Below are 20,844 nucleotides of genomic sequence, written 5' to 3' on the forward strand. Positions count from 1 at the left end.
GAAGCGGGTACGGTCGCCGGTGATCGAGGCGGGGTGGGCGTATGACGGACGGGGACACGGGCGCGCGGGACGCCGCCGGGCCGGACCGGTCGGCGTTGCTGCTCAGGGGCGGGCTGGCCGTCGTGCTGCTCGCTGCCGTCGGCGCGACCGGCGGCTGGCTCCTGGCCGGCGAGGACGACCCGTCGGCCCCGCCGACGGCGGCGGCGGAGGGTCTGCCCGCCACCAGCACGCCCGCCGCGACCCGACCGACCCCGGGCCGGTCCGCGCCGGCGGCGGCTCCCCGGACGACCGCACCGAGCCGCTCCGCCGGGCTGACGGTCCCGGCGGTGGTCGGCGAGGATTTCACGGACGCCCGCGAGGAGCTCCGCGACAAGCGGCTGGGCTGGCGGCTCGTCTTCGGCCGTGGCACGGGTACGACCGTGGAGCGCACCTCCCCGGCGGAGGGCACCGAGGTGCAGCCCGGGCGCACCGTGACGCTCTACGTGAGCGGTCCGGCGCCGGCCGCCACGGTGCCGGACGTGGTGGGCGACGACTGCGACGACGCGGCGGACGAGCTCGTCGACGAGGGCTTCTACCCGCAGTACCGGACGGGCCGGACCGGCAAGGTCAGCCGCCAGGATCCGCCCGGCGACGGTGCGGGCCGGTGGAACGACCAGGTGTCGATCTGGTGCGGCGACGCGCCGGAGGACGGCGGTTCACCCTCCCCGACACCCTGACGGAGCGTCCGACACGCTGATCCCGGCCGATGGCCTCCGGGACCGCTAGGTTGGCGGTCAGGGCCCGCGACGCCCGCCCGGGCCGGGAGAGGACGCGCCATGAGTGAGCGTCAGCGAGCGAGTCATCGGCACGGTGCGGTGGTGCCTCAGGTCGGCACGCAGCGGAGCGGAGTGCCGGGCATGAGTGAGCGTCAGCGAGCGAGTCATCGGCACGGTGCGGTGGTGCCTCAGGTCGGCACGCAGCGGAGCGGAGTGCCGGGCATGAGTGAGCGTCAGCGAGCGAGTCATCGGCACGGTGCGGTGGTGCCTCAGGTCGGCACGCAGCGGAGCGGAGTGCCGGCATGAGCGACGACCGCCGGGAGCCGCCCGCCGGGGAACACGACGACCGGACCCGCCCGCTGCCTCCGTCGGGCGATCCCTCGGCCGGGCCGGAACCCGACCGTACGCAGCCGCTGCCCCGCCCCGACCGGAGCGCCCCGGACGCTGGCGACGCCACCCGACGGGTGCCACTCGACGGCACCGCCCCGCTGGACCGTACGGCTGCCGTGCCGCCGGAGCGGTCCGGGCCGGCGGCGTGGTCCGGCCGGGCGGAGGTGCGCCCCGGCGGGCCGGCCGACCAGCCGGAGGCCGAGTGGTACGCCGAGGAGCAGGACACGCGGCGCTGGTGGCTGCCGATCCTGTGGGGCGTGATCGTGCTGCTGCTGCTCGGCCTGCTCGGCGCCGGGCTGTGGCTGGCCCTCCAGTCGGCGGACGACGATCCGGGCGGGCCGGAGCCGTCGCCGTCGCCGTCGGTGACCCGCGCGTCGCCGACCACCGCCGCGCCGACCTCGGCGGCCCCCACCAGCTCGTCGCCCTCGGCGTCCCCGACGCCCTCGGAGCCGGCCGAACTGCCGATGCCGCCGGTGGTGAACCTGCCGCTAGAGACGGCGCAGGCCATCCTGGACGACGTCGGGCTGGACCACCGGGTCGAGTACGAGACGTCGGACCGTCCGGCCGGCACGGTGATCCGCACCGAACCGGCGGCGGGGGAACTGGTGCCGGCGGACGAGGAGGTCACGCTGGTGGTGGCTCGCGCCGCCGCCTCGCCGACCGGCGAGGTCACGCCGTCGGTCGAACCGACCGCCACCCGGTGAGCCGCCGACCGCGCCGCCGCGTCACCACATGCGTCGTCTCGTTCCGACCATGCCGAGCCCGGCCAGCGAGATGGCCAGTCCGAAGATGCCGGACCAGAAGAGGGAACGGCGGACGTCGTCGGGCGCGGGGCGGGCGGCGTGTGCCGCACCGTCCGGGGAGCCCGTGGGAACCCCGGCCCCGGCGGTGGGTCCGGCTTCGCCGGCGGCGCCGAGCGCGTCCGGTTCGTCCGGCCCGGTCAGGGCGTACGGGGGGTCGAGGGCGTCCGGCACGTCGTCGTAGGGCGGGTCCTCGTCCACCACGGTGATCTCCGGTGCCGGGACCGGGGTGGTCAGCCGCGTGGTGGACGAGAGGGCGGGATCGCGGACCACGACCACCAGTGTGGTGGCGGCGCCGATCAGCGCCAGTAGTCCGAAGGCGTAGGCGATACGGGAGCGGTGGTGCCGCCGCGCGGCGGGCTGATTGACCATGGCCATCCCAGGTTCGGGGTCCTGGACGCGCGGGGTGGGAACGTGCCGGGGTGGGCGTACCTCATCCTATGGCGACGGCACGCCCCTCGGCTGCCGATCGCGCAGGTCAGCCCACCCGGACCGGGGTGCGGGCGGCGGGCCGGCGCGGCGTGCGCACGGTGTGCGGACGCGGCTCGGGGGCCGACCGCAGGTGGCGCAGCCCCTCCCGCTGGACGAAGATCGACCGCCGGCTGACCGCGTCCCCCGATGCGTTCAACTCGTAGCCTTCGAGCCAGATCCAGCCGTCGTAGGTCGGCCAGTCCAGCACCCGGATGACCCGGAACATGATGGGCCTGAGGAACTGGACACTCGCCGCGCGAGTCACGTGCACTACGTCACCGGAGCGGGGAAGCACATGGGCTCCTGGGAAGGGTCGGCCGGCCGACGGGCCGGCGGTGGGGGTCGGGGGACGTCGATGGCCCGGTGGCGGGGTCGTGCCTCGTGGACCGGTCTTGCGGGCGGTGGTGGTCGGGCCGTATCCGCTGGTGGCGAACCGCCACCCGACCAACACCCGGCTACTCCGGGTACCGCTCCCGCCGCCGCAGCCAACTGGCGTGCAGCGGCGAGGTCATCAACCCGGGGCAGGTCTGGTTGTCGACTGCCGGGCGCTCCCACCGCCGCGCGTCCCGCGGTCCGTGGGGTCACCACGGCGAGGAAGCGGACGGAGACGGTGAGTAACCCGTGCCATACGGACAGAGTGCATCAGCGACGTGCTTCATGCAAGTTGCACGTCGACTTTTGCCGATACGTGAGCGGCTCGTGCAAAGCAGCGCTTGAAGCCATTCACGTATGCCCGGCACACTGGGAGCGGTTTCGCCCGTCGCGGCCGGCCGATGACCGGCACCACCCCACGCCGCGAACGACGCCCGCCGTACGACGGTCGCGCCCCTGGCGGGTGACGACAGTGGCGCACGGCGAGGCGGAGGTGGACCGGGTGAGGCCTGACAGGCGGTGGTTCCGACCAGCGGGCGGGGTCGTGTCGTGAGCGAGCGGCGCAGCCCCACCATCCGGCGGCGTCGCCTCGGCGCCGAACTGCGCCGGCAGCGGGAGACGGCCGGCATCACCATCGAGGCGGTCGCGGAGCAGTTGGAGTGCTCGGCGTCGAAGGTCTCGCGGATCGAGACCGGCCACACCACGGCGACGCCCCGCGACGTGCGGGACATGCTGCGGATCTACGGCGTGGTGGGTGCCGAGAGCGACGAGCTGGTGCAGATCGCCCGCGAGGCGCGGCAGAAGGGCTGGTGGCACCCCTACAGCACGGTGCTGGTCGGCGCGTACGTCGGGCTGGAGGCGGCGGCCGGTTCGATCCGGGCGTACGAGCAGCAGGTGGTGCCCGGGCTGCTGGAGACCGAGGACTACGCGGGCGCGATGATCCGGGCCGCCCGGCCCGACTTCACTCCCGAACAGGTGCGGCAACGGGTGCGTGTCCGTCTGGGCCGTCAGTCGTTGTTGACGCAGGATGATCCGGTCGATCTGTGGGTGGTGCTCGATGAAGCGGTGGTGAGCCGTCCGGTGGGCGGGGACGAGGTAATGCGTGACCAGCTCAAACACCTGGTCGAGGTGGCGGAACTGCCGAACGTGACGCTCCAGATCCTGCCTTTCACGGTGGGGGCGCACGCCGGCATGGACGGCACCTTCACGATCCTCAGCTTCCCTGAGCCCGGTGATCCGGATGTCGTGTACGCGGAGAATGCCACGGGTGGGCTCTTCCTGGAGAAGAGTGACGAACTGCAGAAGTACAGCTTCATCTTCGATCACATCCGAGCGGCGGCCATACGTCCTGAGGAGTCCATCGCACACATCGCGAAACTGGCAGAGGAGCCGATGTGGAAATGGCGACCAACGGGTTCCCCGTGGACCTGACGCAGGCGACGTGGTTCAAGAGCTCGAAGAGCGGGCCGAACTGCGACAACTGCGTGGAGGTGGCGTACGTGACGGGGGCGGTCGGCGTGCGGGACTCGAAGGACAAGACGGGCCCGGCCCTGGTCTTCTCCCCGGGTGGCTGGCACGCCTTCGTCGCCGGCGCCAGGGGCGGTGTGTTCGACAAGGGCTGACGGGACCGGACGTGACGGGATGCCCCCGCCCGGCAGCGGAGCCGGGCGGGGGCATCGTCGTGCCCGCGTCCGGACCGGCCGCGAAGTCGTCCCGCCGTCGGCGTCGCCACATCGGGTCCCGTGTCGTTGTACCCCTCGGCACGGCGGTGGTCGACGAGCCGCCGCCGGGATCGGCAACCGAGCGAGGCAGGCGAGACGGATGACGACGATCGGTTCGGACAACCTCACCAACGGGCCGGGCAAGCCGGAACGGTTCGGGGGCAAGTACCGGGGAGCACGGCGGGACACCGTCCTCACCGAGGTGGTGTCGACCGACACCGAGATGGGTGGCCGGGAGAGCCCGGCCGCGCCGCCGGAGCAGCCCGGTCCGCCGCTCTCCCTGCCCTCGCTGGACCCCAACCCGCTGACCGAGCCGTCGTTCCCGCCCGGCAACTGGTCGGTGGAGCCGCCCGAGTCGCTGGTCGACCATCCGCTGCTGCGCGGGCTGCTGATGGAGCTGCCGCCGAAGGGCAGCGTCCCGCCGCCCGGCTGGCTCGACCGCTGGTTCGAGGCGACCCGGGCGATCCTGGAACTGCTATACGTGCAGGGCCCCGGCCGCTCGCGGTGACGCGGGCCGCACCGGCACGGCCCGCTCCACGAGCCGGCTGTGCCGCAGGGCGTGGCGTACGCCGATGGCGGCGACGCCCAGCACGCCCAGGGTGACCGCCGGCCCGGCCACGCCGGGTCCGGACAGCAGGTCCGGGGCGCTCGCCGCAGCCACCGCGGGCAGGATCGCCAGCCCGGTGACCTGCACCGGGAGCCCGATCAGCGGGTGCGCGGCGGAGGCCCGCAGGCCGTGCGGCGCCGGGGTGCCCGGGGCCGACGAGAGCGCGCCCGCGCCCGCGCGCAGCCGGCGTACCCGGCGCACCGTGCAGGCCGCGACCACGAGCGCGGGGGCGGCGGCGAGGGTGAGGCCGGCGGCCGCCCGGTCCGCGGGGGTCGCGCCGGCGCTGGAGAGCCCCGCGCCCAGCACGGCGGCCGTCAGGCCCAGGCCGGTCAGCGTCAGGGCGAGCACCCATCCGGTACGCCGGCGCAGGGCCCGGGCGTGGTCCAGCCGGGGCAGCCCGTCCGCGAGCCAGCCGGCGAGGAGCCAGACGGCGGCCAGCGACAGCAGCACGGTCAGGTGAATCTCCATGACCGACAGCCTTGCCCGTTTTCGACGATCGTGAATCCGGGCAGGTCCCCGGTTCGTCCCGCAGCCGCCGCCCCTAGGGGGTCATCCCTCCGGTGGTATGGGGAAGTCGACATGTTTGAATTCCCGTTTGCGCCCCCCTACCCTCAGCTTGATCGGCATTCATCGATTCACTCGTCTCGAACAGTTGGACGGTCGGTGCCGGTCGGAGGGAGTAGAAGATGGGTCTTCCACGCAGGTCCGTACTCGTCGGGGTGGCCGCGCTGGCCATGGTGGCCACCGCCACGCCCGCCATGGCCGCCGAACCGGTGGGCACGATCCGCGCCGCCGGCGGCGCCACCGCCGTGGCCGACAGCTACATCGTCGTCTTCAAGGACAGCTCGGTCGCCCGCAGCAGCGTCGGTGACACCGCGCAGCGGCTGGTCGGCCGGCACGGCGGCGCGGTCGCCCGCACCTACGGCGCCGCCCTGCGCGGCTTCGAGGTCCGGGTCGACGCCAGGGCCGCCGCCCGCATTGCCGCGGACCCCGCCGTGGCGTACGTCGAGCAGAACCACACGGTCTCCATCGCCGGCACCCAGACCAACCCGCCCTCCTGGGGCCTGGACCGGATCGACCAGCGAGCCCTGCCGCTGAACAGCTCCTACACGTACCCGAACACGGCGAGCAACGTGCACGCCTACATCATCGACACCGGCATCCGGTTCAGCCACAGCGACTTCGGCGGCCGGGCGGTCTCCGGCTACGACGCCGTAGACGGTGGCTCGGCCGACGACTGCAACGGACACGGCACGCACGTCGCCGGCACCGTCGGCGGTTCGGCGTACGGCGTGGCCAAGGGCGTCCAGCTGGTCGGCGTACGCGTGCTGAACTGCCAGGGCAGCGGCACGAACGCCGGCGTCATCGGCGGCGTCGACTGGGTGACCGCCAACGCGGTCAAGCCGGCCGTGGCCAACATGAGCCTCGGCGGCGGCGCGAACGCCTCGCTCGACACCGCCGTGCGCAACTCCATCAACTCCGGCGTGAGCTACGGCCTGGCGGCCGGCAACGACTCCGGCGGCAACGCCTGCAACACCTCGCCCGCCCGGACCGCCGAGGGCATCACCGTCGGCTCCACGACCAACACCGACGCCCGGTCGTCGTTCTCCAACATCGGCACCTGCCTGGACATCTTCGCGCCCGGCTCGTCGATCACCTCGGCGTGGCACACCAACGACACCGCCACCAACACGATCAGCGGCACCTCGATGGCGACCCCGCACGTGGTCGGCGTCGCGGCCCTGGTGGCCAGCGCCAACCCGGCCTGGACGCCGCAGCAGGTCCGCGACTACCTGGTGAACAACGCCACCAGCAACGTGGTGACCAACCCGGGCACCGGCTCGCCGAACAAGCTGCTCTACGTCGTCAACGGCGACACCCCGCCGCCGACCAACGACTTCTCCGTCTCGGTCTCGCCGACGTCCGGCTCGACCGCGCCGGGCGGCTCGGTGACCGCCACGGTCGCCACCGCCACGACCAACGGCTCCGCCCAGTCGGTGAGCCTCTCGGCGAGCGGGCTGCCGTCCGGGGCGACCGCCTCGTTCAGCCCGGCCACCGTCACCTCGGGTGGATCCTCGGCGCTGACCATCAGCACCTCGGCGAGCACGCCGGCCGGCACCTACTCCGTGACCGTGACGGGCACCGCGGCCTCGGGCAGCAGGACCGCCACCTACTCGCTGACGGTCACCGGCACCGGCGGCGGCTGCTCCGGCACCAACGGCACCGACCTCGCGATCCCGGACACGAACGTCGCGGTGAGCAGCTCGATCGTGATCGCCGGCTGCGCCCGCAACGCCTCGTCGGCCTCCACCGTCGCGGTGAACATCGTGCACACCTACCGCGGTGACGTGGTCATCGACCTGGTCGCGCCGGACGGCTCGACCTACCGGCTGAAGAACAGCAGCTTCTTCGACGGCGCGGACAACATCAACGCCACCTACACGGCGAACCTGTCGAGCGAGGCGGCGAACGGCACCTGGCAGCTGCGGGTGCGCGACGTCTACTCGGGCGACACCGGCTACCTGAACACCTGGACCCTCACCCTCTGACCTGAGTGCAAGGAAGGGCCCCTTCCTATCGCGTACGCGATAGGAAGGGGCCCTTCCTAACGTCTGGGCGGCGTCAGACCGAGAAGCTGGCGGGGCGTTCCGTTGCCGGGGCGGGCGGCTTCGCCTTCCACAGCCCCGTCTTCTGTCCGGCGAGCCGGGTCAGGTAGGCCGGGTTGAGGATCACGTAGCGCTTCCAGAGCCGCTTGGGCTCCAGGCCGAGGCGCCAGAACCACTCCAGGCCCGCCCGCTGCATCCACGGCGGGGGCTGGCGCAGCAGGCCGGCGTGGTAGTCGAAGGCCGCCCCGACCGCCATCAGCGGCATGTCCAGCAGCGGCCGCATGGCGTACGTGAAGACCTCCTGGCGCGGGCAGCCCAGTCCGACCAGCACGAGCCGGGCCCCACTGGACCGGATCCGGTCTGCGATCTCCACGTCCTCGCCCGGCTGCACCGCCCGGAACTTGGACGGCTCCACCCCGGCGATCTTCAGCGCCGGGAACATCCGCTCCAGCGCCGGGATCAGCCTGGCCAGGGTCTCCTCGGTCGACCCGTAGAGGTAGACCGGCAGCCCTTCGTCGGCGAACCGGGCGAGCACGTGCAGGGTCAGGTTCGGGCCGTAGACCCGGTCGGTCAGCCCCGCGCCGTGCAGCAGGTTGAGCGCCCAGCGCACCGGCTGGCCGTCGGGCGTGACCACGTCGAAGGAGTTCAGCCGGGCGTTGTGCGCCGGGTCGAGCACCCCGGTCATCACGCCGTGCACGGCCAGTGCCGTCAGCGCCAGCGGTCGACGCTCCTGCGCCGCCGCCACCACCTGCTCGGTCGCCTCGGCGTAGTCGGTGGCGTCGACCAGGACCCCGAGGACGTTCCGCTTGCCCCTGCCGGTCATGCGCCCGGCACCCACTTGTCCACGTTGGCCTCGTAGATCTCGCGCATGATCATGGGCACGTCGTAGACCTGCTTCCACTCGGGGTAGTCGGCCTGGAAGGCCTCGTTCGAGCCGATCCACCACTTGTGGTCGCCGATCCGGTTGGCCTCGACGTACTCGGTGACCATCTCTTGGCCGGTGATCTGCTCGGCGAGCGCGAACGCCTCGCGGTTGGAGGTGTTCGAGTGCCGGCCGCCGCCGAGGTTGTAGACCGCCGCCGAGCGCGGGTTGCGGAAGAACGCCTCGAAGGCGCTGACCACGTCCGAGCTGTGGATGGCGTCGCGGACCTGCTTGCCCTGGTAGCCGAAGATCTTGTAGGTGCGGCGCTCCATGTTGGCGCGCATCACGTAGCCGAGGAAGCCGTGCAGCTCCGTCGCGGAGTGCGCCGGGCCGGTCAGCGTCCCGCCCCGGAAGCAGGCCGTCCGCATGTCGAAGTAGCGGCCGTACTCCTGCACCATGACGTCGGCCGCCACCTTGGAGGCGCCGAAGATCGAGTGCAGGCAGGCGTCGATGGACATGTCCTCGCGGATGCCCTGCTCGTACGGGTGCCCCGGCTCGATCTCCCAGCGGGTCTCCAGCTCGACCAGCGGCAGGCTGTTCGGCCGGTCGCCGTAGACCTTGTTGGTGGAGCAGTGGATGAGCGGCGCCTCGACGCAGTGCTCCCGCACGTTCTGCAGGACGTTGAGCGTGCCGGCGGCGTTCACGTCGAAGTCGGTGAACGGGTCGCGCACCGCCCAGTCGTGCGACGGCTGGGCGGCGGTGTGGATCACCACGGCGACGTCGGTGCCGTACCGCTTGAACAGCTTCGCCAGCGCGGCCCGGTCGCGGATGTCGATGCTGTGGTGCGAGTACGCGGACCCCAGCTCGTCGGTCAGTCGGCGGACGTTCCACGCGGTGGACGCCTCCGCGCCGAAGAACTCCTGCCGCATGTCGTTGTCGATGCCGACGACCTCGAGACCGAGGCCGGCGAAGTGCCGGACCGCCTCGGAGCCGATCAGACCGCCCGACCCGGTCACGAACGCGACACTCACACGCCACTCCTGGTCCATCGGAGGCAGAAACCATCGGAGCATAGCGTGACGTACGGCACGCCCCGATACGGCGCGAGGGCCCCGCATCGCTGCGGAGCCCTCGCGTAATTGGTGGGGAAGGGGGGAGTTGAACCCCCACGCCCTTTCGGGCACACGGACCTGAACCGTGCGCGTCTGCCATTCCGCCACTTCCCCGTGGCTTGACCTCGAACACTGTAGTCTGTGCCGGACCTGCTGTCTCCAGCGGGCCTCGGACATCCTAGCCGGTCCGTGGTCGTTGTGACGATCGGTTACCGTCCGAGGAGCGGTTACCGTTCGTGGCGGACGAAAGAGTAGCACGGCAGTATCGGCCCGTCCGAACGGGCCGCCGTCAGACGGCCGAGCGGCGTGTGAGCTGCGCGCGCGCCGGCCGGATACCATCATGTCCTCGGGACCCGAGGAGGAGCCGGTGAGCGTGCTGCAACGCTTCGAGAAGCGTCTGGAAGGCCTGGTCGAGGGGGCCTTCGCCAAGGTCTTCAAAGGGGTGGTCCACCCCGTGGAGATCCTCAACGCCATGCAGCGGGAGGCCGAGGCGCACAAGGCGATCCTGGCCGGTGGGCGCACGTTGGTGCCCAACCGCTACGTGATCGATCTCTCGCCCTACGACCACAGTCGTCTGGCGCCGTACGCCGCCGCGCTGGCCCAGGAGCTGGCCCAGTCGCAGGCGGAGTTCATCGGCGAGCAGGCCTGGACGGTCTACGGCGACGTGATCGTCGAGATCGAACGCGGCGAGGGGCTGGACACCGGGATGTTCCGGGTCACCGCCGAGGTCTACACCGGCGGTGAGGTCGCCCCGGTCTCGGCGCCCGGCTACGACGCGGGCCCGCCCGCCTACCCGGCCTACGACCAGGGCGGCGGCTACGGTCCTCCGCCCGGCCACGGCGGCGGCCGCAACGTGCGGCTGGTCTCCGGCGACGGGCGCACCTACCCCCTCCAGATGGGCTCGACCGTGATCGGCCGCGGCGACCAGGCAAACCTGCGCCTGCCCGACGTCGGGATCTCGCGGCGACACGCCCGGCTGGACTTCGACGGTGGTCAGGTCGTGCTGACCGACCTGGGGTCGACCAACGGCACCATGGTCAACGGCCAGCGGGTCTCCGCCGTGGCGCTCAATCCCGGCGACATGATCCAGCTCGGCACCACGACGCTGACCTTCCGCGTGGACGGCTGACCCGCCTTGCCGGAGCTCGTCATCACCGTCGCCCGGTTCGGGTTCCTCATCCTGCTGTGGATCTTCGTGTTCACGGTGGTCGGCGTGATCCGCCGGGACCTGTTCGCGGGCGCCCGGTCGGGCCGGCTGGTGGCCGCCCCCCGGGCCGTCGGCGCCTCGCTCGGGCAGGCGGCGAAACCGACGAAGTCGAAGCGGGGCAGGGCGGCCCACCAGCTCGTGGTAACCGCCGGTCAACTGGCCGGGACCCGGATCACCCTCGGCGAAGCGCAGATCACCATCGGCCGGGCGGAGGATTCCACCCTCGTCATCACCGACGACTACGCCTCGGCGCGGCACGCCCGTCTGGTGCCACGCGACGGCCAGTGGTTCGTCGAGGACCTCGGCTCGACTAACGGCACGTACCTGGATCGCGCTAAGGTCACCGGACCAACCCCCGTCCCCCTCGGCGTGCCGATCCGGATCGGCCGCACTTCTCTCGAATTACGGCCATGACTCTGACCCTGCGCTATGCGGCCCACAGCGACCGCGGTCTGATCCGAGACGGTAATCAGGATTCCGTCTACGCCGGGCCGCGGCTTCTCGCCGTCGCCGACGGCATGGGCGGCATGGCCGCCGGTGACGTCGCCAGCAACATCGTCATCGGTGCCATGGCGCCGCTCGACGAGGACGTCCCCGGTGACGCCCTCGTCGACGCGCTGCGTTCGGCCGTGGGCACCGCCAACCAGCAGCTCCGCGACACCGTGGATGCCAACCCCCAGTTGGAGGGGATGGGCACCACGCTCACCGCGACCCTCTTCTCCGGCAGCAAGCTGGGCATGGTCCACATCGGTGACTCGCGGGCCTATCTCCTGCGCAACGGTGAGTTCGCGCAGATCACCAAGGACGACACGTACGTCCAGATGCTCGTCGACGAGGGCCGGATCAGCGCCGAGGAGGCGAGCAGCCACCCCCAGCGTTCGCTGCTCACCCGGGCGCTCGACGGCCGTGACATCGACCCGGAATACAGCGTCCGTCAGGTGCTTCCCGGCGACCGCTACCTGATCTGCAGCGACGGCCTCTCGGGTGTGGTCAGCGCCGAGACCATCGGCGAGACGATGCGCGAGTACACCGACCCGCAGCAGTGCGTGGAGCGGCTGGTGCAGCTCGCCCTGCGCGGCGGCGGCCCGGACAACATCACGGTGATCATCGCCGACGCCACCGACCAGGACATCGTCGAGGCGAGCCCGATCGTCGGCGGCGCCGCCGCCCGGGACCGGGGCATGGCGACCTCCGCCGACGTGTCCACCCCGGCCGCCCGCGCGTCCGCCCTCTCCGCGCCGCGTCCGCCCGTTCCCGAGGAACCGACGGCCGGCGTCGACGACGAGTCGGAGCGCCCGAGGCGCCGGCCGGTGCGGGCCGCCGCGATCTCGGTGGCGCTGCTGGTCCTCGTCGGCGGCGCGGTCTTCGGCGGCTGGAGCTACACCCAGCGGCAGTACTACGTCGGCGCGACCGAGAACGGCCAGGTCGCGGTGTTCCGGGGCATCCAGGGCGAGATCGCCGGGATGAACCTGTCGACCGTGCACTCCAAGAGCCCGGCGGACCTGGAGGACCTGACGCTGGCCGCCCAGGAGCAGGTCAAGCAGGGCATCCCGGCCAAGAGCGAGCCCGACGCCGAGCGTCGACTGGCCGAGCTGACCAGCGACGACCCGATGAACCCGAACCTGAAGCCCGTCTGCCCGCCGAGCCCGAGTCCGAGCGCCGCGGCCGTCACCACCGTCCCGACGCCGACCTCCGTACCGGTGTCGCCCGCTCCGACCGTCAGCGCGAGTGCGAGCGCCCCGGTCAGCGGCCGGCCGAGCACGCCGGCCGCGCCGACCACCACGCCCGACGCCCCGCCCTCCGACACCGACTCGCCGGCGCTCGACCCCGCCGCGTGCCGGTCGCCGGAGTAGGCGCGGCTCGATCCGAGGACGTTCCGTGACCGCAGCGGCCATTCCGGCATCCTCGCCCGCCACCACGGGCGAGCAGCCCGGCGTACGCCTGGCCCGGTCCCGGCGCAACGCCGAGCTGTCGTTGCTGCTGGTCGCCATGGTGCTGGTGGCCGCGTACGGGGCGATGGTCGAGGCGAAGGTGCTCGACACCGTCACGGCCGACTTCTGGATGCCGGCCGCCGCGCTCACCGCCGTGTTCCTCGGCCTGCACCTGGTGATCCGGTTCCTGGCGCCCTTCGCCGACCCGGCCCTGCTGCCGGCGGTCGCCCTGCTCAACGGGATCGGGGTGGGCTTCCTGCGCCGGATCGACCTCGGCAAGGCGGCACCGACCGAGCGGGAGGACCTGGCCATCTTCGCCGGCACGGGCGGCCGGCAGCTCGCCTGGACGCTCGTCTCGGTCATCCTCGCCGCCGGGCTGCTCACCATCATGCGGGACCACCGCTCGGTGTCGCGCTACGCGTACACGCTGGGGCTGGCCGGCATCGTGCTGGTGATGATCCCGGCGGTGCTGCCCAGCCGGTTCTCCGAGATCAACGGCGCGAAGCTGTGGATCAAGTTCGGCGACAGCTTCTCCATCCAGCCGGGCGAGTTCGCGAAGCTGGCCCTGCTGGTCTTCTTCGCCTACTACCTGGTGCGCAAGCGCGAGGTGCTGTCGCTGGCGAGCCGCCGGTTCCTCGGCATCGACTTCCCGCGCGGGCGGGACCTCGGCCCGGTGGTCGCGGTCTGGCTGGTCAGCGTCCTGGTCCTCGTCTTCGAGAAGGACCTGGGCACCTCGCTGCTCTACTTCGGCATGTTCGTGGTGACGCTCTACATCGCCACGGAGCGGGTCAGTTGGCTGCTCATCGGTCTGGTGCTGTTCTTCGGCGGCGTCTACCTGGCGTACGTGCTCGGCGACGTGGTCGGCGGGCCGTTCGCCAACTTCTACCTGCGCGCCCAGATCTGGCTGGACCCGTTCGCCGACCCGTACAACGACGGCTACCAGCTCGTGCAGGGCCTGCTCGCGCTCGGCACGGGCGGCCTGTTCGGCGCGGGTCCCGGTGGTGGCCAGCCCGGCCTGCTGCCCGAGGTACAGAACGACTTCATCTTCGCGGGCATCGGCGAGGAGATCGGCCTCTTCGGGCTCTCCGCCCTGCTCGTGGTCTACCTGCTGATCGTCGAGCGGGGGCTGCGCGCGGCGCTGGCGGTCCGGGACTCGTTCGGCAAGCTGCTGGCCGGCGGCCTGGCCTTCACCCTCGGGCTCCAGGTCTTCGTGATCGTCGGCGGGATCAGCAAGCTCATCCCGTTGACCGGGCAGACCACCCCGTTCCTCTCCGCCGGCGGTTCCTCGCTGATGGCGAACTGGCTGCTCATCGCGGCCCTGCTCCGGATCTCCGACGGTGCCCGCCGCCCCGTCGCCGGCGGTGGCGGCAAGGCGGCCCGACCGTCCGGCGGCCCGCCGGAGCAGCTGCACGGTGCCCCCACGGAGGTGATCAGGCCGTGAACGCACCCCTGCGCCGCGTCGGCGTCGTCGTCATGGTTCTCTTCGGCCTGCTCTTCGCGAACCTGAACTGGATCCAGGCCTACAAGGCCGACGAGTACCGCACCAGCGACTACAACGGTCGGGTCCAGGTCGCCGAGTACGAGCGCAAGCGCGGCAACATCGAGGCCGGCGGCACCGCCTTCGCGCTCAGCAAGGAGACCGACGGCGAGCTGAAGTTCCAGCGCAGCTACCCCGGCGGGGCGAGGTACGCCCACATTCTCGGCTACAAGCCGGTCAACCTCGCCGAGACCGGCATCGAGAAGTTCGAGAACGACTTCCTGGCCGGCACCAGCGACGCGCTGATCGCCAACCGGGTCAAGGACATGTTCACCGGTGACCAGTCCGGCGGCGGCAACGTGCTGCTCACGGTCTCCAAGGGCGCCCAGAACACCGCGTTCGAGCAGTTGCGGAACAACCGGGTCGAAGCCGCCAAGGGCGCGGCGATCGCCATCGACCCGCGTACGGGGGCGGTGCAGGCGCTGGTCTCGATGCCCAGCTTCGACCCCAACCCGCTGGTCAGTCACAGCACCAACGAGGCCACGGCCGCGTACAACAAGCTGGAGCAGGACCCGGCGGGTCCGCTGAAGAACCGGGCCCTCGGCGAGGTGCTGCCCCCGGGCTCCACCTTCAAGATCGTGGTGGCCGCCGCGGCGCTGGAGAACGGCGTGGGCCAGCAGACGAGGATCCCGGCCGGGGCCAGTTGGACCCCGCCGACCTCGGGCACGCCGATCCGCAACGCGGCCCCGTCGATCTGCCCCGAGGACGAGGTCACCCTGATCAACGCGGTGACCGAGTCGTGCAACACGGGCTTCGCGCAGATGGGCGTCCGGCTCGGCGCCGACAAGATCAAGGAAAAGGCCCGGCAGTTCGGCTTCGAGCAGGAGGACCTCACCGTCGGTCACCTCAACGAGGCCGGGCACCCGGTGGCGGCGAGCCGGACCGGCAGCATGGAGAACGCCGACGGCGGGGCCGACCCGGCCGCGCTGGCCCAGTCCTCCATCGGGCAGCGCGACGTGCGGATGACCCCGCTCCAGGGCGCCCTGATCGCCGCGTCCGTCGCCAACGACGGCAGCCAGATGCGGCCGTACCTGGTCCGTCAGCTGCTCGCCCCGGACCGCACCACCAGCTACTACACCGCGAAGCCCAGGGAGTTGCGGCAGCCGGTCAGCGGTCAGGTCGCCAAAGACCTGCGGGACATGATGGTCAGCGTGGTCGAGAACGGCTCCGGCACGAACGCGCAGCTCAGGGGCTACACGGTCGGCGGCAAGACCGGCACCGCCCAGTCGGCGCCCGATCGGCCCGACCACGGCTGGTTCATCGGCTTCGCCCTGGACAAGAACGGCACGCCGGTCTCGGCGGTCTGCGTGATGCTGGAGCAGGCCGGCCCGGGCGGCAGCGCCGAGGCGGCCCGGATCGCCGGGCAGATCATGCGCGCCGCCATCGCCGACCCGGGGGGCCGCTGACATGCTGAGCCCGGGGGTGCAGCTCGGCAACCGTTACCGCCTGGACGAGCGGATCGCCAGCGGAGGCATGGGCGACGTCTGGCGCGGCACCGACCAGGTGCTCGGCCGTACGGTCGCCGTCAAGAGCCTGCTCCCCGCGCTGCTCGACGACCCCGACTTCGCCGAGCGCTTCCGGGGCGAGGCCCGCACCATGGCCACGATCAACCACCCCGGCGTGGTCGACGTCTACGACTTCGGCAACGACCAGCAGATCGCGTTCCTGGTCATGGAGTACGTCGAGGGCGACGCGCTGTCCGCCACCCTGGCCCGGGTCGGCCGGCTCACCCCGGCCCGCACGATGGCGCTCGTCGCCCAGGCCGCCGACGCGCTGCACGCGGCGCACGTGAAGGGCATCGTGCACCGGGACGTCAAGCCCGGAAACCTCCTGGTCCGGCCCAACGGCACCCTGGTGCTCACCGACTTCGGCATCGCCCGGTCGGAGCTGGTCGCCCAGCTCACGGCGGCCGGCTCGGTGCTCGGCACCGCCTCGTACATCTCCCCGGAGCAGGCCACCGGCGGGGTCGCCACGCCCGCGTCCGACGTCTACGCGCTCGGCGTGGTGGCCTACCAGTGCCTCGCCGGTCGACGCCCGTTCGAGGGCGACAATCCCCTCGACATCGCCATGCGGCACGTGCGGGAGACGCCCCGCCCGCTGCCGGCGGACATTCCGCCGCAGGTCCGGGCGGTGGTCGAGCGGGCCCTGGCGAAGGACCCGGCGGCACGCTGGCCGAGCGCCGCCACGCTGGCCGGGGTCGCCCGTCAGCTCAAGGCCCAGCTCTCCCAGCAGGCCCGGGCGGCAGGTCAGCCCATCTCCGCCGCCCCGGCGTCGCCGGCGGGCCCGCCCGGCCGCGCCCAGGTGCCGCCGCCGCGTCCGCCGGTGTCGCCGCCGCATCGGCAGCCGAACGTCGCCGCGCAGCCGCCGCGTCCGCCCATGGCGGCGCACCGGCCGCCCGTGGCGAACACCCGGCCGGCCGCCGCGCCGCACCGTCCCACCTCGGTCGCGCCCGCCGCGCCGGTCCAGCATCCGCAGATGGCGCCGACGGGCTACCCGCGCGGCGCGGCGCCAGTGCCGCAGGCCCGGCCGATGCCGTACGCGGGACACGCCGTCCCGCCGGCGCACCAGCCGGGTGGGCAGCGGTCCCGGCCCGGGATGGTGTTCCTCGCCATCCTCGTGGCCGTGCTGGTCCTCGTCTGCTCCGGCGTGATTTCCTACCAGGTGCGGGAAGGCACGAAGTCGAGCGCGGTCACCCCGCCGGCGGTGACGTCCGGCGCGCTGTGGCCCGACGGACGCGACGATCCGACCGGAACGTCGTACCGTCGACAGGAACTGCCCCGGTCGGGCAGCGACGAGACGACGAGCGAAGGACGACAGACGCGATGACAGCGCAGGCCCGCCTGCTCGGTGGCAGGTACCAGGTCGGCGAGCTGCTCGGCTACGGCGGTATGGCCGAGGTGCACCGCGGTCGCGATCTCCGGCTCGGTCGGGACGTCGCGATCAAGATGCTCCGGACCGACCTCGCCCGGGACGCCACCTTCCAGATGCGATTCCGCCGGGAGGCGCAGAACGCGGCGTCCCTCAACCACCCGGCGATCGTCGCCGTCTACGACACCGGCGAGGAGACCGCGCCCACCGGCGAGACGCTGCCGTTCATCGTGATGGAGTTCGTCAACGGACGGACCCTCAAGGAGGTGCTCGGCGTCGAGGGGCGGCTCCAGCCGCGCCGGGCGCTGGAGATCTGCGCCGACATGTGCGCGGCCCTGGAGTTCAGCCACCGGCACGGCATCATCCACCGCGACATCAAGCCCGGCAACGTGATGCTCACCCAGACCGGCCAGGTCAAGGTGATGGACTTCGGCATCGCGCGGGCGCTGGCCAGCGGCGCCACCACCATGACCCAGACGAGCGCGGTCATCGGTACGGCGCAGTACCTCTCGCCGGAGCAGGCGCGCGGCGAGGCGGTTGACGCCCGCTCCGACGTCTACGCCGGCGGCTGCGTCCTCTTCGAGCTGGTCTGCGGGCATCCCCCGTTCGTCGGCGACAGCCCGGTCAGCGTGGCGTACCAGCACGTGCGGGAGGCGCCCCCGACCCCGAGCGACATCAACCCGGACGTGAACCCCGCGGTCGACGCGATCGTGCTCAAGGCGCTGTCGAAGAACCCCCTCAACCGCTACCAGAGCGCCGGCGAGATGCGGGCCGACCTGCTCCGCGCGGCCGCCGGCCGCCCGGTGATGGCGACCCCGGTGCTGCCGCAGGAGGAGACGACGCAGCTCGCTCCGGCCGCCGCCGGCTACGCGGGCGCCCCCGGCGCCCCGCAGACCCGGCAGATGCCGGCCCGGGTCGGCGACCCGCGCCGACGCAAGGCGTCCTCCTGGCTGATCGCGACGTTCGCGGCGGTGGGCGTCCTCGCGGTGATCGCCCTCGCCGCCGCCCTGCTGAGCCAGCGCGACGGCGACGACCTGGCCACGGTCCCCACGGTGACCGGTCTGACCCAGCAGGAGGCGTTCGCCCGGATCCAGCAGGCCAACCTGGTCCCCAAGGAGGGCGACCAGGTCTTCGGCACCTGCCAGAAGGGCCAGGTCGTCAACCAGGACCCGCCCGCCAACTCATCCCTGGAGCCCAACCGCGATGTCGTCGTCCGGGTCTGCGGCGGCGTGGCCACCAAGGCCATCCCGACCGGCCTCGTGGGCTCGACCTTCGACAACGTGGAGGAGCGGCTCAAGAGCGAGGGCTTCAAGGTCAAGAAGGAACTGGATGACAGCCCACAGCAGGAGGGCATCGTCCTGAAGGTGTCTCCGGCCTCGGGCACGAGGGTGCCCGAGAACAGCCAGGTCGTCGTCACCGTCTCCAACGGCAAAGTCGGCAAGGTGCCCAACGTCGTCGGCTCCAGCAAGGACGACGCCGAGGAGGAGCTGGACGAGGCGGGCTACCGGGTCGACGTCAAGCGGGGCCGCGAGGTGCCGCCGGAGGAGGCCGGCCAGGTCACCTCGCAGACCCCGCCGGCCGGGAGCAACCTCGCCAGGGGCAAGACCGTGACGATCGTGGTCACCGTGCCGCAGGCCGAGCCGACGCCCACCGACTCGGCGAGCCCGACGCCCAGCGTCACGCCGACCACCCCCGGTGACGGCGGCGGCGGGGGCTTCCCGCTGCCGACCACCCCGCCGATCCGCCTGCCCGAGCGCTGACCCCACTCGTGAGCGCGGGGGACCCTGCTGGTCAGCGCCCTGCGGACGCCGCCGGTCAGCGGCCTTCCGATGCCGTCGGACGGCGCCCTCCGGTTGCCGGCGACGGGCGGCCGGCGAACGGTGCGGCGGCCCGGGCGAGCCGGTGGCGGCGACGCCTGACCCGCGCGGCGGTCCTGGGCCTGGCGGGGCTGCTCCTGGCCAGTCTCCCCTGGCTCTGGACCACGACCGCCGCCCGCGGCCACCTGTACGGCGAGGCCGACGCGCCCGCCGCCGACGTCGTGATCGTCCTGGGTACGGCGGTGGCGGCGGACCGCCGTCAGCCGGGTGACCGCCTTGCCGGCCGCCTGGAGACCGCCGCCGCGCTCGTGCAGAGCGGGCGGGCCCGGGTGGTCCTCGTGTCGGGCGACGGGGGCGGCACGTCCGGCGACGAGCCGGCGGCGATGACCTCCCACCTGACCGAGCGGCTCGGCGTCGATCCTCGTCGGGTCGTGGCCGACCCGTTCGGCCTGGACACCTACGACACCTGCGCCCGGGCGCGCGACGTGTACGGCGTCGAGCGGGCCCTGATCGTGACCCAGTCCTACCACCTGTCCCGCGCGGTGACGCTGTGCCGGCACCTCGGCCTCGACGTCGACGGGGTGACCGCCCGCTGTGCCGGCTGCGGACCCGTCCTGCTCGTCGGCAAGGCCGTCCGCGACTACTTCGCCAGCGGCAAGGCGGCCTGGGACGCGGTCCGGGGCAGGCCGCCCGCAGTCAGCTCACCCGCAGACCCGGCCGTCGAGGACGCGCTCAAGAGCTGACCGTGAGGTGAGCGGGCGCAAGGATCCGGCCAGTCGGCCCGGGCGCTTTGTGTGGGTGGCATCAGGGCGAGTGGATCGCCGCAGCGGCGACGGGGTGCTCAGGCGGTGGCGAAGGCCGCGCGGCGGCGTGCGTCCACCTCTGCGGCGAGCGCCGGGGCCCGCTCCAGCGCCTCCGGGTGACCGCAGGCGGCGAGCCAGTTCGCCAGCATCAGGTGACCGCCCTCGGTCAGCACCGACTCCGGGTGGAACTGGACGCCCTCGATCGGCAGCGTACGGTGCCGCATCGCCATCACCACCCCGGAACCCGTCCAGCCGGTGACCTCCAGCTCCTCGGGCAGCGTCTCGGGCAGCACGGCGAGCGAGTGGTAGCGGGTGGCGGTGAACGGGTCCGGCAGGCCGGCGAGCACCCCGACGCCGTGGTGGCGCACCTCGGAGGTCTTGCCGTGCAGCAGCTCGGGGGCGCGGGTCACCGTGGCGCCGAAGGCCTCACCGATCGCCTGGTGACCCAGGCAGACGCCGAAGATCGGCAGCTCGCCCGCGTACGCGCGGATGACGTCGAGGCAGATGCCGGCGCGGTCGGGGCTGCCGGGGCCAGGCGAGAGCAGGACGCCGGCCGCGCCGACCCTGCCCACCTCGGCGACCTCGATCTCGTCGTTGCGTCGGACGTCGCAGTCCACGCCGAGCTGACCCAGGTACTGCACGAGGTTGAAGACGAACGAGTCGTAGTTGTCGATCACCAGGACACGCATCAGGGGCTCACTCGTCCGGGGAGGCAGGCGGGGTGTTGTTCTGGTCGGTGTCGTACGGCAACTCGTGCTCGTCGCCGGGCGGGGCGTCGTCGCTCTCCCCGCCGCCCGGCACCGAGTCGCCACCGGGATCGCCGGAATCCTGGGTGACCTGCACGTCGTCGAAGGGCAGCAGGGGCTCGGCCCACGGGAACACCACGTACCAGAGCAGGGCCACCATCGCGCTGGTGATCAGCACGCTGCCGACGAGCTTGCCGGGCAGCCCGAAGGGGAGCTTGCGCCAGATCCAGCCGTACACC

General features: G+C 72.5%; 21 protein-coding genes and 1 tRNA gene. 14 read left to right on the plus strand and 8 right to left on the minus strand.

Annotated elements, in window-relative coordinates:
* Positions 1 to 41 precede the first annotated feature (41 nt).
* Positions 42 to 716 carry a PASTA domain-containing protein gene (locus tag RM555_RS01330; protein ID WP_311410014.1) on the plus strand — a complete coding sequence of 225 codons (675 nt, stop codon included), beginning with the start codon at positions 42 to 44 and terminating at the stop codon, positions 714 to 716.
* A 341-nt stretch (positions 717 to 1,057) separates the two neighbouring features.
* The gene (locus tag RM555_RS01335; RefSeq protein ID WP_311410015.1) at positions 1,058 to 1,849 is read left to right on the plus strand and encodes a PASTA domain-containing protein; all 792 of its coding nucleotides are present in this window, start codon (positions 1,058 to 1,060) and stop codon (positions 1,847 to 1,849) included.
* Positions 1,850 to 1,870: 21 nt separating this feature from the next.
* Here the strand turns inward: RM555_RS01335 and RM555_RS01340 are convergent, their stop codons facing one another.
* Together RM555_RS01340 and RM555_RS01345 are read right to left on the minus strand one after the other, a co-directional pair.
* Positions 1,871 to 2,323, minus strand: coding sequence for a hypothetical protein (locus tag RM555_RS01340; RefSeq protein ID WP_311410016.1), 453 nt, complete (start codon positions 2,321 to 2,323; stop codon positions 1,871 to 1,873).
* A 100-nt stretch (positions 2,324 to 2,423) separates the two neighbouring features.
* Entirely contained in the window at positions 2,424 to 2,711 is a 288-nt protein-coding gene (locus RM555_RS01345) for a hypothetical protein (RefSeq protein WP_311410017.1), read from the minus strand.
* A 626-nt stretch (positions 2,712 to 3,337) separates the two neighbouring features.
* Here RM555_RS01345 and RM555_RS01350 point away from each other — a divergent pair.
* From RM555_RS01350 to RM555_RS01360, 3 genes are all read left to right on the plus strand, one after another.
* Positions 3,338 to 4,219, plus strand: a complete 882-nt coding sequence (locus RM555_RS01350) for a helix-turn-helix domain-containing protein (RefSeq protein ID WP_132235359.1) — start codon at positions 3,338 to 3,340, stop codon at positions 4,217 to 4,219.
* Entirely contained in the window at positions 4,189 to 4,410 is a 222-nt protein-coding gene (locus RM555_RS01355; RefSeq protein ID WP_132235357.1) for a DUF397 domain-containing protein, read from the plus strand. Before RM555_RS01350 ends, RM555_RS01355 begins: the two co-directional genes overlap by 31 nt.
* A gap of 199 nt (positions 4,411 to 4,609) precedes the next feature.
* The gene (locus tag RM555_RS01360) at positions 4,610 to 5,017 is read left to right on the plus strand and encodes a hypothetical protein (RefSeq protein ID WP_311410018.1); all 408 of its coding nucleotides are present in this window, start codon (positions 4,610 to 4,612) and stop codon (positions 5,015 to 5,017) included.
* Here RM555_RS01360 and RM555_RS01365 read toward each other — a convergent pair.
* A complete protein-coding gene (locus RM555_RS01365) occupies positions 4,985 to 5,584 on the minus strand; it encodes a hypothetical protein (protein WP_311410019.1) in 600 nt (199 codons plus the stop codon). The two genes, RM555_RS01360 and RM555_RS01365, sit on opposite strands and share 33 nt — an antisense overlap.
* 218 nt (positions 5,585 to 5,802) lie before the next feature.
* Here RM555_RS01365 and RM555_RS01370 point away from each other — a divergent pair, with 218 nt between their 5' ends.
* Positions 5,803 to 7,665, plus strand: a complete 1,863-nt coding sequence (locus RM555_RS01370; protein WP_311410020.1) for a S8 family peptidase — start codon at positions 5,803 to 5,805, stop codon at positions 7,663 to 7,665.
* A gap of 73 nt (positions 7,666 to 7,738) precedes the next feature.
* On the opposite strand, the gene RM555_RS01375 is transcribed toward RM555_RS01370, so the two are convergent.
* The 3 genes from RM555_RS01375 to RM555_RS01385 form a co-directional block, all read right to left on the minus strand.
* The gene (locus RM555_RS01375) at positions 7,739 to 8,545 is read right to left on the minus strand and encodes a WecB/TagA/CpsF family glycosyltransferase (protein ID WP_311410021.1); all 807 of its coding nucleotides are present in this window, start codon (positions 8,543 to 8,545) and stop codon (positions 7,739 to 7,741) included.
* On the minus strand, positions 8,542 to 9,657 hold the full coding sequence (locus tag RM555_RS01380) for an NAD-dependent epimerase/dehydratase family protein (RefSeq protein WP_207914176.1): 1,116 nt from the start codon (positions 9,655 to 9,657) through the stop codon (positions 8,542 to 8,544). The genes RM555_RS01375 and RM555_RS01380 overlap by 4 nt, the downstream gene beginning before the upstream one ends.
* Positions 9,658 to 9,724: 67 nt before the next feature.
* A tRNA-Leu gene (locus RM555_RS01385) sits at positions 9,725 to 9,810 on the minus strand.
* A 226-nt stretch (positions 9,811 to 10,036) separates the two neighbouring features.
* Here RM555_RS01385 and RM555_RS01390 point away from each other — a divergent pair.
* The 8 genes from RM555_RS01390 to RM555_RS01425 are packed head-to-tail and all read left to right on the plus strand — an operon-like array spanning position 10,037 to position 19,799.
* A complete protein-coding gene (locus tag RM555_RS01390; RefSeq protein WP_088996759.1) occupies positions 10,037 to 10,825 on the plus strand; it encodes an FhaA domain-containing protein in 789 nt (262 codons plus the stop codon).
* A 6-nt stretch (positions 10,826 to 10,831) separates the two neighbouring features.
* Positions 10,832 to 11,317: an FHA domain-containing protein FhaB/FipA gene (locus RM555_RS01395; RefSeq protein WP_311410022.1), complete on the plus strand. Its 486-nt coding sequence runs from the start codon at positions 10,832 to 10,834 to the stop codon at positions 11,315 to 11,317.
* The gene (locus tag RM555_RS01400; protein WP_311410023.1) at positions 11,314 to 12,756 is read left to right on the plus strand and encodes a PP2C family protein-serine/threonine phosphatase; all 1,443 of its coding nucleotides are present in this window, start codon (positions 11,314 to 11,316) and stop codon (positions 12,754 to 12,756) included. Before RM555_RS01395 ends, RM555_RS01400 begins: the two co-directional genes overlap by 4 nt.
* A gap of 25 nt (positions 12,757 to 12,781) precedes the next feature.
* The gene (locus RM555_RS01405; protein ID WP_151455329.1) at positions 12,782 to 14,275 is read left to right on the plus strand and encodes an FtsW/RodA/SpoVE family cell cycle protein; all 1,494 of its coding nucleotides are present in this window, start codon (positions 12,782 to 12,784) and stop codon (positions 14,273 to 14,275) included.
* On the plus strand, positions 14,272 to 15,777 hold the full coding sequence (locus RM555_RS01410) for a peptidoglycan D,D-transpeptidase FtsI family protein (protein ID WP_311410024.1): 1,506 nt from the start codon (positions 14,272 to 14,274) through the stop codon (positions 15,775 to 15,777). Before RM555_RS01405 ends, RM555_RS01410 begins: the two co-directional genes overlap by 4 nt.
* A gap of 1 nt (position 15,778) precedes the next feature.
* Entirely contained in the window at positions 15,779 to 17,197 is a 1,419-nt protein-coding gene (locus tag RM555_RS01415; protein WP_311410025.1) for a serine/threonine-protein kinase, read from the plus strand.
* Positions 17,194 to 18,999 carry a Stk1 family PASTA domain-containing Ser/Thr kinase gene (gene pknB / locus RM555_RS01420; RefSeq protein ID WP_311410026.1) on the plus strand — a complete coding sequence of 602 codons (1,806 nt, stop codon included), beginning with the start codon at positions 17,194 to 17,196 and terminating at the stop codon, positions 18,997 to 18,999. Before RM555_RS01415 ends, pknB begins: the two co-directional genes overlap by 4 nt.
* An 8-nt stretch (positions 19,000 to 19,007) precedes the next feature.
* Positions 19,008 to 19,799, plus strand: a complete 792-nt coding sequence (locus RM555_RS01425) for a SanA/YdcF family protein (protein WP_311410027.1) — start codon at positions 19,008 to 19,010, stop codon at positions 19,797 to 19,799.
* A 98-nt stretch (positions 19,800 to 19,897) separates the two neighbouring features.
* Here the strand turns inward: RM555_RS01425 and RM555_RS01430 are convergent, their stop codons facing one another.
* Positions 19,898 to 20,548 (minus strand): aminodeoxychorismate/anthranilate synthase component II, encoded by a 651-nt coding sequence (locus RM555_RS01430; RefSeq protein ID WP_311410028.1) that lies wholly within the window; start codon positions 20,546 to 20,548, stop codon positions 19,898 to 19,900.
* 7 nt (positions 20,549 to 20,555) lie between these two features.
* Positions 20,556 to 20,843, minus strand: coding sequence for a hypothetical protein (locus tag RM555_RS01435; protein ID WP_311410029.1), 288 nt, complete (start codon positions 20,841 to 20,843; stop codon positions 20,556 to 20,558).
* Position 20,844: the final 1 nt, after the last annotated feature.

It is taken from the genome of Micromonospora reichwaldensis (assembly GCF_031845925.1).
GTDB lineage: Bacteria > Actinomycetota > Actinomycetes > Mycobacteriales > Micromonosporaceae > Micromonospora > Micromonospora reichwaldensis.